The sequence below is a fragment of the Massilia sp. P1_C10 genome, from assembly GCF_056406475.1.
In genome coordinates, this window is the sequence record NZ_JBFUAC010000003.1 from 195,652 (window position 1) to 207,584 (window position 11,933).

The window sequence follows — 11,933 nt, forward strand, 5'->3', positions numbered from 1 at the left end:
ACAACCCACGACGGCGGGCCGGGTGTCGCCAGGTCCGCAGTACGTCATGCGTAGTGCAAGCGGCTGCGACGTCAAAAAATCGATCAACGTGCAATCCCGAACTTCGCTAACTCCGGGATCCAATGCTGCTCAACGATCTCAGCAAACCCGCTGTTTGTCGGGTGCATCTCGTTCGTCCAATCCTTCTTGTAGGTCGCCCCAGAGGCGGACAAGGTGCCGCGGCTGTCGATATGTACAACTTGGTTCTGCGGCGAATGGAATTGCATGAAAACTTCTTCGTTAAGGCGATCTATCAGCGCCCGCGCCACAGCAACTCGAAACTTCAGGTCCGGGTCAACGCGGGATGCATCCATTGCAGGTTTAAGCCACGCCGTTCGTCCTGCGAATCCGCGCCCGTCGGGGACAGGGTAATCGTACCCATGAAAAAAAATCGGCTGCTTTGCTGCTGCATCATTTCGGTACGCCCAGCGAATGTCATGAATCAGCCCACCCAGAGCAGTGGAGATTTTGCGCAGCAATGTATCCAAGCGCGCTTCATCAAGGCACGCCTTTGGATCAGAGATTCCGCTGCAATCCTCCGATAACGCCAAACCGTAATCGACTGCGTCGTTCCCCGCGCCGCTGATATAGAACTCTCCAAACCCATGGCGAAAATTCGGGCTGAGGTAATGCTGCACTGCTTTGGCGTGTCTCCCAGCACCGACATAGTCCTGAAGTTCTGCGCCGTTGAAACCGAGATTTTGAATGAACGAGTGTTCGGGCCGGATATCTGGATGATGTACGAGCGTACCCAAAATGTTGTTGTTCGGGTACCAAAACCACGAATCGCCTATCGCGAGGGCGGCGGCGAATTCACCAGGCTCGTACAGGTCTCCGGGAGCATATACACGGGGCATATTAATTCCTTCGCGCTATACGCCGCCACGACAAACTCGACGGCCGGCCGCCTGTTGGTAGACAACAGAAGGGTTATCACCACGCTAACATAAACCGTCAGCTAAAATTCTTTAACAACTGTTCAGTTGCGAAAAAAAGCATGAAGATGAGACACGCTGACATGGCGCGGCATCTGTGAACCGGCAGGTCTTGTTGCTGGTCGCGCAGCCACACTTGCACGTTGTGACCGATCCCGGATAAAGGCAAAAAACGACCGGTTTTCAACACCTATCTACACACCAATATTTGACAGTCAGAAAATTAGCCTTTACATATATCAACATGTTGATTTATATTGATACCGTTTTCCAACAACGAACTGGAGCGGATCATGGCAATTTTCGGGTACGGGCGCGTCTCCACGGCTGAACAGACCGCTGACAACCAGCGATTCGAAATCGAGCGGGCCGGATACGCTGTGGAGTACTGGTTTGCCGATACGGTCAGTGGCAAGGCCCACGCCGCGCAGCGCAAGCACTTCGGCGACTTGTTGGCCAAGTTGCGAAAGAAGGACATCTTGGTGGTGTCCAAGCTCGACCGCCTCGGCCGTGATGCGCCGGATGTGTTGGCGACAATTAAGGCACTGGCGGCGCTAGGCGTCGAGGTAGTCGTCCTCCAGCTCGGCAAGCTCGATTTGACCTCGACACCTGGCAAGCTCATGCTGGCCATGTTGGCGGCCGTGGCAGAGATGGAGCGCGACCTGATTGTGGAGCGAACACAGGCGGGGTTAGCTCGCGCCAAGGCCGAAGGCAAGACGCTCGGGAGACCAGCTAAAACGACGCCAGAGCAGCGCAAGGCGATGATGGAAGGGTATGCGCGCAAGCAGAGCGTTAGCGCCCTTGCGAAGCTCTACGGCGTTTCCAGGGCTACAGTGCTCACCATAGTCAGGGTGTAGATGAATCGGAAGGATAGCTGCCCCATTCAACCAATAACGCGAGGGTAAGACGGATGTTCAACGTGTTAATCGACACCAGTGTGTGGCTGGACTTCGCCGAGGACCCAAAGCAGACTCCGTTGCTCGATCTGTTGCTTGAGCTGATCGCTGAAGGACGGGTGAACTTGATCGTGCCGCGCATCGTGATTACGGAATTCCGCAAGAACCGCAGCCGGGTCGCAAAATCTAGCGCCAAGAGCCTGTCAACGCATTTCAACCTCGTCAAGGATGCCGTCCGCAGAGCTGACGGCAACGCCAAGCAAAAACAAGCTGTGCTCGGGTACCTGTCCGATGTCGATCACCGCATTCCGATTATCGGCGGAGCGGCGGAAGGCACGCTGGCAAGAATTGATACGGCTCTAGCAGCGGCAACCTGCATCGAGGTGAGCGATAGGGCCAAGATACTAGCTGCTGACCGCGCGCTGCATCGCAAGGCCCCGTGCCATCACGAGAACAAGAATTCGATGGCTGACGCGATGTTGATCGAGACGTACTTCGAGTGCGTTAGAACTAGCGGGGCGCCAGGTCAGCGGTTCGCCTTCGTCACGCACAATAAGCATGATTTTAGTCTACCGAACGGCAATCAGAAGCTGCCGCACGCCGATTTGGCGGGGTCGTTCTCGAAAATCAAGTCGATGTATTTCATCAATCTGGTCGAGTGCTTGCGGCGCATTGATCCCACGCGGGTCACCTATGCGATGTGGGAGCAAGAGTGGGAACAGGAACCCCGTAGCCTCAGTGATATTCTCGGCGCGATGGACCTGCTGACTACTCAGGTTTGGTACAACCGCCACAAGTATCGCGCCTGGCAGATCGAGAAAGGTAAGCTCAGGCTTGTTAGCCGCGAACAGTGGGATAAGAAGCGGTTATCCACCCAAACGCACATCATTGACGAGATTTGGAAAGGGGCGCTCAAGGCGGCCAGGAGGGCGGAACGCGAGCTTGGCCAAGGCAACTACGGCCCATGGACTGACTTCGAGTGGGGAATGATAAATGGGAAGCTCTCCGCTCTTCGCTGGATGCTCGGCGAAGACTGGGACGAGCTGTACACCTAGCGCGAAGCGCGCCGATCCAACATTCGGGTCGTGATACTACTTCTCAGGTCATTTATAAACTGCTGGTTCGACCGCGTGTAGCCAAATTGATACACCGATGCCTTGTGGAGGTCTTGTCGCCGTTCTGTCGATGTGATGTGAGCGAACCGCCGCATGGCTGGTCCCTCTCTTCCGATTCTCCTGCGAATTCTACCGTCCCGACCTCTTGAAACCCGCATGGGTACTCACTTTGCTCCAAATTCTACGATTCTCCCTGGTCCTGTGGGGCACCCCCGTCCGGTAAGGGAAGAAAAAGAAGGAAAAAGGAAGGGGTAGAGAATAAGAGAATTAATATATATTTTTACCTATTATTTGTACTATTTCCCCTATGACGGCCACCTCCCTGGGCCGTTCTCTTAATGCATGCGAAATCCAGGTATGTTCTCCTGAATTCTACGGATTTGAAGTGGTTCGCCCGGCTCGTTCGACAGCGATGACTTTAAAGCCAACGTAGAGCGAAGGCGAAAATTAACTTGCTCGAATCAAAAAGAGCTGGCTTAGAATAAATCCTGACTCGACGAACCGCGCTACCCACCTACCTATCCGGCCTCCGACCTCAAGCGCGTCCGCCCTGCCGATCTCATCGCGATCCACATAGCCTATCCGTCACCAGCGCAGCACCAACCTACCCACCCACCTCCCAGACCTACCACCGACCGCCTCTAGTCATGCACCGACACACCTCGCGCACCAACCCACCGACCGACCCAATCTCAACCGTTTCACACGGTTTTCTACACAGATTACGCGGATAGCCCTCAACCACAGGCCTTGCGGCTTCCTAAATCAGGAATAGGGCAAATGGATCACTGCCAAGATCGACAGCGGGTGCTGGTGCACAAAAGCGTAGCGGACACCGCGATCTCCGCGCAAGGCAAATGGCCCGCGAATGGCTGGAAAAGCTTGACTGCACGCGCAAGTTGGTCCGGCAGCGGAGCGCCCAAAGGCATGGCGCGCTGTAGGGATATGGAGCGGCCGGCGTGATTCGCCAAGCGATCACCAAGGCCTGGAGGGAGCCGGCAAGCCGGTATCCGGCCGCAGATGCGCCGAACTGGCCAGCCTGCCCTACAAGGTGGCCATTGATGCACTAGGCCGCATGCACGACACCGGCCAAGTGGTCCGATTCGGCCGCAAGTGCAGCGCAATGTGGGCGCTTGCGGGCACGGTTGCAGCGCTGCCGTACGACGCTCTCGGCGCTGTTGAGGCGCTTTGGCACGCGCGCCCACCCCACCCCCGCGGGGGGAGGCCGAAGGCCACCCCGGCCTCTCGTGCAGTTCTATAGGTCCGCGCCTCAAAAATTTTTCGGCATAAAAAACGAAAAAATTTTCGGCGGCTCTTGTTGCCCACTACTGCGCCCCAGCGATCTCAGCGTTTGCATCGACCTTGCGCGTGCTGCATTCCAGCGCAAGGCTAGGCGCTCAGCCGGTTAGCAGTCATCACGCCGGCGGCGACGCACCTCTCGCAGGGTGAGCTTCGGGCCATCATCAACGACATCGCCGCTGACTGGCATTCGGCAAGTCAGGCAGCGGTAGTCGCTGTGGCCATTGCCGAACAGCTTCCAGCGAAGATTAAAGAGTACGCGGCCGAGACGGACACGCCACTGAGTTCGATTCGGGGTGTTATCCATAAGGGCAAGGTAGCAGGATGTCGTCCTATTCACGTCAATTCGCTTCCCTATACGTCATGCCGCTACTTTCGACACTTCTAACGCTACTTGCGCGTTGCCGTCAGCCAGCACGAGGGCGGGCAACCCGCGAACTATTTTCATCGTTTCCAGGCTGACCGTGACCACCCGCAGGAAAAGATCGAGCGGATACTTCGGGTCGTCCATGGTGTCATCGGCCCAGTCGTTGGCGTCGTTGACAATGCCGCTGTCGCCGTCGGTTTTAACGCATTGGCGCTCCACCACCCAGTCGAGTGCCGGCTTCCCGTTGACCACATATTCGTATGCCTCGAGTGGGATCCCGGTGACGGTTATCTTGCTGTTGTAATGCAAGGTGGTCAGGTCCTTTTCCTTGCCCTCCCTGCCGTACTTCATCTTCGTGACCCGGTAGTCCTCTGGCTGGTTAGGCCCGATGACCTTCGCCGGATAGGGTTTCAACGATTCGTAGTTCAAGTGAAGCTCGGCGAGGTCCCGGCCTGCCTTGCTGAACCCCCAGAAATCGATCGGCCGCTTCACAAGCGGAATGCGCGGCAGTTCTTTGGCAAGATTGTCGGCGTAGCGCGAACGGTACTCCAGCGAGTGCAGCATGCCGTAGGTGTAGTAGAACACGTCCTCCTTGCCGATCGTCTCTCCCGGGTAGACCTGCTGGAAATGGGCCAGTCCCTCGTCGGTCAGCGCATCGCGCCGCTGGCGACTGGCGGCTGGCGGCTCCTCAAACAGCGCGCCTTGGAAGGTGGCAGGCTCGCTCTCGGCCGCATCCTCGTAAACGTAGAGTGGGAAGCATTGCGAACCGTCGATGTCGACCATATGAAGGCTCGGCACGGTGTCGGCTATCAAAGCACTGAAGGCGACCTTGTCTCCCTTGCCGGAGACGCAGATGACGCGGTTCAGCGCGTCGGCGTCCGGGAAAAGAGTCGGCATCAAGTACACCCTCTCGTTGAAGCGACGGTTGTAGTAAAGCCACTGCTTGGTGAAGGGACGATAGAGGCTCGGCGTCAGGCAAGTGGGGTCGAACGAGAATTCCCGCCCCTTCCTCAACTCCTGTTTCAAGGCGTGAGTCCAACTGATCCTTGTCGGGTCGGTGTTCACAAAAGTGTCGACGTGCACATCGCGGGCCTTCTTGTCGAGTCCGGCGCAGGCGGCCTCGACACTCGCGACCTCGGAGTTGTAGAAGCCGATCATGCGCGTCATGTTGGCCGCGACTGCCTCCTTGGAGGCGTTGTAACACCAAGCATCACGCTGGGTCTTCACTCCACTGGAATAATTGACGAACAGCTTGAGAGACGCGGAGCCGCCCTTGTCCCCCATCGCAACAAAATCGGTAAAACTGTTATCTCGCTGCCTCAGCCAGTCACCGTGCTCATCCGGGACGATGATCTGCCAGCCGCCGGCGGTCGAGATGCCGTCAATGCTGGCGAAGCCGTTGATCTTCTCCAACTTCTCCTCCCGGCTCAGGTAGTCACCAATGTCGTGGAAGAAAATACGACCTTGTTCAGCTGCATTCGGGTTCTTCACCAGCAGCGAGATCGCAATTGGCGCCCGGCTTCCACTACCAAAGATCTTGCCCGCTTCCCTGCGGGACTGTTCTCCAGAAGTACGCTGATCGCCACGCAGATGGAACACGTACACGCTGGAAAACTCTTCCGCCAGGCATTGCCGCAGGCCGTCCGTAGTGTTGGCATCGACGAAACCCGCATTGGTCACGAAACCGATCACGCCGCTGTCGCCGATGCGGTCCGACGCCCATCGGATGGCCCGGATGTAACTGTCGTAGAGCGAGTTCTTGTTGGTGGCATTGGACCGTTCGGCGTAGGTGCCGCGAATCCGATCGTCCAAATGCGGGTACGCGACATTCTGGTTGTTGGCGTTGGCGTCGCCTTGCCCTACGGAGTACGGCGGATTGCCGATGATCACCCGGATGTCCAGCTTCCTCTGGCGGTTGCGGCGCTCGCTGTTCTGCTCCAGCTGCGCGTTGACTAGGTCCTCCTTCTCGTACATCTGGAACGTGTCGGTCAAGCAGATGCCGCCGAAGGGCACGTATTCGCCACCAACCAGGCCATGGTAGACGGACTCGATGTTAATTGCCGCGATGTAGTACGCCAAAAGCACCAGCTCGTTCGCGTGGATCTGGTCTTGATACTTCTTTCTAATCTGCTCGCGTGTCATGAGGCCCGACTGCAGTAGCCGGGTAATGAAGGTGCCCGTCCCGGTGAACGGATCGAGGATATGGACATCATCGCTGCCCAAGGTCTGCTTGAATTCGGCCTTCAACACGTCATTGACGCTATGGATGATGAAGTCTACGACCTCGACCGGAGTGTAGACGATACCCAGCTTGTCGCGCAGACGGGGGAACGCCTTGGAGAAGAACTTGTCGTACAGCTCCACCACGATCTTCTGCTTGCCCTCCGCGTTGTCGATGCCCTCGGCTCGCAGCTTCACGCTGTCGTAGAATTTCTGGAGAGTGTCGGCCTCCTTGTGCAGGTGGTGTTCCTGCAAGAGGTCGAGCACATCCTGCATCGCTATGGACATCGGGTTATGGCTGGCGAAGCTGTGTTCGCTGAAGAGCGAGTCGAACACCGGCTTGGTGATCAGGTGCTGGGCCAACATCTCGATGATGTCGGGATCGCTGATGCTGTCGTTCAGATCGTCACGCAGCTTGCTTGCGAAACCGTCGAACGCGGCGCGCTCGCGTGCGTTCGACGGATTTTCTAAGATCGTTTCGATGCGCGCGATATGCGTCTTGGCGATCTTGGCGATATCGACAGCCCAGTCCTCCCAGTGCGAGCGGTTGCCGCACCTCTGGACCACCTTGGCATAGATGGCGCGCTCGATCTCGCCGATCTCGAATTCCAGACCCATCTGCTTTTCCGCGTCGCCCTTACCTTTCGACTTACCCAGCGTGCCAATGTGCTTCGTGCCACGCCCCGGTACCTTTTTTTCCTTCCCATCTTTATTAGTTCTACGGGCGATCTTGTCGCTCACCGCAATGACTTCCATGCGCTGGATGTCTACGCCGTTCAAATCGAGCTTGTTGATCATCGCATCGAAGCGGTCGTCATGCGAGCGCAGCGCCTGGAGAACCTGCCAGACCACTTTGTATGTCTTGTTGTCGCTCAACGCAGCGTCCGGCTCCATCCCGGATGGAATGACGACCGGCAGCACGATGTAGCCGCGCCGTTTTCCCGGCGCCAGTCGCATGACGCGCCCGACGGCCTGCACCACGTCGACCTGGGAGTTGCGCGGCGTCAGGAACAACACGGCGTCCAGCGACGGAACGTCCACCCCTTCAGATAGACAGCGCACGTTGCTCAAGATGCGGCACGTATTGTCGGGGATGTCGGCCTTGAGCCAGTTGAGGCGGTCTTCTTTCTCCGACGCTGACATGCTGCCGTCGACATGCATCGCATCGCACCCGAGGGTCGCAGCTGCACCGTCGTCCTCGTCGCTGTTCGCCTTGTACTCCTCGACGACTGCCTCGAACATGTCGGCAATCTTCTTGGAGCTGATTTTATGGGTCTTGCCACCCGCGCCCTGATATTCGATGACCTGACAAAACGCAACCGCCCGCTTCATTGGTGTCTCGTCATCCGCCAGGTCGTCATGAGTATCCTGTTTGCTCAAGGCTTTCCAGCATCCGATGATCTTGGCCGCATCCTCTACCTTGACCTGATTGTCGCCGTCCGAGAGCAGCTTCTGGATCCGGCTGCTGACGTGCTTTTCGTCCATGGCCAGCACGACGACCTTGTAGTCGACCAGCAGGCCCGCCTTGACGGCCTCATTGAACGTGATGACGAACAGCTCCTTCCCGTACAGGGCCGGATCATCCATCGAGCACAAGACGACGTTGTTCTGGTCCGCTGTGGCACGCGCGGTCTCGCCATAAATGCGCGGCGTGGCCGTCATGTAGAGGCGTTTGGCACCTCGAACATAGGCCGCATCGTGGACGCGGACGAACGCGCTTTCGTCCTCGTCGTCGAAGGTCTGGCCTGTGGTGCGATGGGCCTCGTCGCAGACGATCAGGTCGAATGGGGGCAGACCATGCGCATGCTGGGCTTGATGCACCACGTCGATCGAGTGGTAGGTGCTGAACACCACGCTCATATGGTCGGCATCGTGGCGGGCGGACATTGCGCGCGCCAGTCGGTCCGGTTCCGTCGTGGCAGGGTAGCGCAGCTCATGCGCAAAGGTCTGAACGACGTCGTCGTCTTTCTTGCGCTTCTTGCCAACGTCGGTGTCGGAACAAACGGCGAAACTGTGCAAGGGGATATCCGACTCTTGCGTCCATTCGGTCAAGGTCTGGGACAATAGGGACAGGCTTGGCACCAAAAAAAGCACCCGTTTCCCTTGCCCTGCCAGCCGCTGCGCAATCTTGAGGCTGGTTAGAGTCTTGCCGGTGCCACACGCCATGATCATCTTGCCGCGTTCGGCCGTCGCCAGCCCCTGGTCGACGGCGTTTAGCGCACGCACTTGGTGATCGCGCAGGACCTTCTTGGACTTGAGCTGCACCGCCGCTCGTGGCTGGTAGACCGACCAGTCGATCTGGCTAGACTCAAGCGCCGACAGGTCAATCTTGATGCATGGTGGCTGCTGGCCCTGCATCGCATCGTTCGCGTGTTCGTTCCAGTTGCTGGTCGTCGTGACGATCACGCGGAGACTAAAGGGCTTCTTGCCCGATGCGGTGAAAAAGCTGTCAAGGTCGCCCTTGCTGACGCGGTAGTCCTCCGCGTAAAACTTACACTGGATCGCGTGGAATTCGTCGGTGGCCGCCGTCTTTGCTACCAGGTCAATTCCGACGTCGCGGCCATCCAACCCCTGTAGCTTGGCCCACTGCGCGTAAGTCCACACATGACTATAAAGGTCACGGTAGGTCGCCTCATTCCGCAGGTAGGCAACGATCAGCTCTTCAAAGTAGGTGCCTTTCTCGCGCTCGCTGACCGCTGCGTTCCGAAAGGTAGCGAGAAGATTTGACAGATTGGACATGCTTGATAGTTTCCTTTTATGCACGAGCGAATCCACCGCCCGAGGTCATCGACAACGGTTGGGCGATACTTTACCTTACCAAGAGGAAACCTTCCCGGAAATTGTGGAGAAGCCACGGTCGGCCGGCCACCCTGAAAGGCGGAGCACGCCTGGGCACATGAAGGAAATTGCCGATCGCTTGGACCAGAAGCGACTGGAAGCCAGCCAGCGGCTCGCTGGCGCCGATGTCTGGACTACGACGAGATTAGTGCCGAGTCTGCCGCTGAGCACGATTGGAGTCGCCGGTCATAAGGGCAACTCCAGCGAACCGTGATCACCGATGCCGTCGATGTCCGCCGTCCACATTTCGCGGGTCGAGATGTCTGAATATCCGCGTTCGGCAGCCTGCCGCGTGTAGTGGTCATTTGCGCCGCGCGGGGACATGCGAAGGCGCAGGAGACCATTAGCACCGTTTAGATAGACGCAGCGCCCAGATGACGATGGCCTGGGCTTGGTCAGATCCGGGTCGTCACGGTCATTCAGCGCACCGCAGCAATACTCGCGTGGGCACAAGTAACAGCCGGTCGCGTGGTGCTCGCATGCCTTGCGCGGCTGCTGGTGGACCGGCTGCTTCAACACGCTCAACGCGAACCAAGCCTTTAGGGCTTCCCACTGAATATTTGCCATGCACTCCCCACCAAATTGGACATTAATGCGGCACGAGCTGGCATTTATTTGAACAAGGCGCCAAGGCAGAAACGCGACGGTGAATCCGCCCGCACAGTCTGAACGGCGACAGACAAAAAATCCGCCAGCTCGCTCTCATGACTACGCTCGCATCGCCCGTGGCACCAACTGCGACCCCGGCACGTCCGATCTATCCAGCGGGATGGTGCAGTCATGGGCGACAACCCCTTTGTCGACGAGAAAGGTATGGGAAGCACTGTCAACCTCGATTGCAGTGCAGTCGGCGGTGCCGGCTTCCTCCATCGACCACAACACCCGCTCGTCGCAAGTTGACACTGGCCGAACCAGCCGTTCGACCTTTCTGCCCAATCGAAATGGGACAACCTGCGGCAGCCTTATTCTAATTCGGAAAGACTCGGCGCCATCCTTTTTCTGGCCGTACTTATCTGTGAAGCGCGTAATGCGCCGGCTGGTCACCGATTTCCCGCCAAAGCTCGCGACAAGGTACTCGATGGCAGACGCCAGGTATGGGCTAGTACTACTGAACTCAATGGCTCCTTGAGTGGGCGCGATGCCGCCATCCGTATCGAGCAATCCCTGCAAAATGGCCAATCGCACAGCCGGCAAGTTGAAAAGATACCTTTCGGGGACAAACTTGTCTGCCGAAAGTGCGCCATGAACCCCAAGGCCGCGAAGTAAGTTCGTCAGCGGATTTCCCCGGCCGGCGAAGCCGCCGCCCTGCCCGTGACCCTTTCCGCCGGATACGACCAGTCCGTAGTCATATCGGCCCAAATGTCTAATTTCGACACCGTTCGGGAGGGCTGCGGCGACTGATTCGACAATTTCATGGTCTGACGTGGATAGAAACGTGCAGCCGTTTCGGAGACATCCATCGCCAAGTAGTACCCCCAACAGGTAAGGATCAAGTGGCACTTCCTGTGCGTCCATCTGCACCGCCTCTGTCGCCGGGATTAGGAAACGCCGACGAGGCCGCGAGAACGTCCCCGACGTGGCAAATATCGTCTGGGTCTCCAGGACCTCCCAACGATCGAATCTCGGATTTGGCTCGACCTTGCCATGGCTATGACGGGTCGGGAAGCGCGCAGCGGGGTGCAAGACCAACCATGGCTGTTTCGATGCGCACTTGATTGTTACGCCGCGATCAAACCCGAGCATCAGACACTGCTGTCGAGCTACTGTAAAGGCTGTGATGACGCGGCAGGGCTTACCATCGCCACCGATGACCGCGTCACCCACGCGCAAGGTCTCGATATGGCTGAAGCCCTTTGGCGTCCAAATACAGGTCCCGTGCGCCAGCCCGCCGGTGGGGGCGTCGCGCGGCATGCCTAGCTTACACGCAAGTGAACTGCAACGTGGTCGCCGGGAACTGGCCGAATGAACGAGGCGTGTCGCTCTCCTTTGTCACTTGCATCGCCTTACCCTGACCCGAGCAAAACGCGCCGGCTTCCTTGAACGTCGAGGCTTTGATCGTGCCGAGCGATGCTGCAGGGCCGTTGTCTTCGCGAGCGATCATGTAAGTGTCTTTGCCCATTGAGACGATCCCGGTCGTAGAGGCACAGCCGGTCAAGAAGAAGGCGACGATAAGGGATTTTTTCAATTGGCGCACCGGAATAAAAGTTAATAAGAATGCCAATTC

7 protein-coding genes are annotated in these 11,933 nt (G+C 57.8%); 2 read left to right on the forward strand and 5 right to left on the reverse strand.

The window, feature by feature from the left end; genetic code table 11:
- Window positions 1–83: 83 nt before the first annotated feature.
- A complete protein-coding gene (locus tag AC1D02_RS08515) occupies window positions 84–896 on the reverse strand; it encodes a hypothetical protein (RefSeq protein WP_477315700.1) in 813 nt (270 codons plus the stop codon).
- Between the two features lie 371 nt (window positions 897–1,267).
- Between AC1D02_RS08515 and AC1D02_RS08520 the strand changes: the two genes are divergently transcribed.
- Both AC1D02_RS08520 and AC1D02_RS08525 read left to right on the forward strand, forming a co-directional pair.
- Complete coding sequence (locus AC1D02_RS08520) at window positions 1,268–1,831, forward strand: recombinase family protein (protein WP_477315702.1); 564 nt, start codon at window positions 1,268–1,270, stop codon at window positions 1,829–1,831.
- Window positions 1,832–1,893: 62 nt separating this feature from the next.
- A complete protein-coding gene (locus AC1D02_RS08525; RefSeq protein WP_477315704.1) occupies window positions 1,894–2,925 on the forward strand; it encodes a PIN domain-containing protein in 1,032 nt (343 codons plus the stop codon).
- A gap of 1,720 nt (window positions 2,926–4,645) precedes the next feature.
- Here AC1D02_RS08525 and AC1D02_RS08530 read toward each other — a convergent pair.
- From AC1D02_RS08530 to AC1D02_RS08545, 4 genes are all read right to left on the reverse strand, one after another.
- Window positions 4,646–9,610: a DEAD/DEAH box helicase gene (locus AC1D02_RS08530; protein ID WP_477315706.1), complete on the reverse strand. Its 4,965-nt coding sequence runs from the start codon at window positions 9,608–9,610 to the stop codon at window positions 4,646–4,648.
- Between the two features lie 285 nt (window positions 9,611–9,895).
- Complete coding sequence (locus AC1D02_RS08535) at window positions 9,896–10,276, reverse strand: hypothetical protein (protein WP_477315708.1); 381 nt, start codon at window positions 10,274–10,276, stop codon at window positions 9,896–9,898.
- 141 nt (window positions 10,277–10,417) lie between these two features.
- On the reverse strand, window positions 10,418–11,620 hold the full coding sequence (locus AC1D02_RS08540) for an LAGLIDADG family homing endonuclease (protein ID WP_477315710.1): 1,203 nt from the start codon (window positions 11,618–11,620) through the stop codon (window positions 10,418–10,420).
- A gap of 7 nt (window positions 11,621–11,627) precedes the next feature.
- Window positions 11,628–11,894, reverse strand: a complete 267-nt coding sequence (locus AC1D02_RS08545; protein WP_477315712.1) for a hypothetical protein — start codon at window positions 11,892–11,894, stop codon at window positions 11,628–11,630.
- Between the last annotated feature and the right edge of the window lie 39 nt (window positions 11,895–11,933).

Excerpts from the sequence above, each read along its gene's own strand:
- AC1D02_RS08530 (WP_477315706.1), bottom strand. The coding sequence starts at position 9,610 with ATGTCCAATCTGTCAAATCTTCTCGCTACCTTTCGGAACGCAGCGGTC.
- AC1D02_RS08540 (WP_477315710.1), bottom strand. The coding sequence starts at position 11,620 with ATGCCGCGCGACGCCCCCACCGGCGGGCTGGCGCACGGGACCTGTATT.
- AC1D02_RS08520 (WP_477315702.1), top strand. The coding sequence starts at position 1,268 with ATGGCAATTTTCGGGTACGGGCGCGTCTCCACGGCTGAACAGACCGCT.
- AC1D02_RS08515 (WP_477315700.1), bottom strand. The coding sequence starts at position 896 with ATGCCCCGTGTATATGCTCCCGGAGACCTGTACGAGCCTGGTGAATTC.
- AC1D02_RS08535 (WP_477315708.1), bottom strand. The coding sequence starts at position 10,276 with ATGGCAAATATTCAGTGGGAAGCCCTAAAGGCTTGGTTCGCGTTGAGC.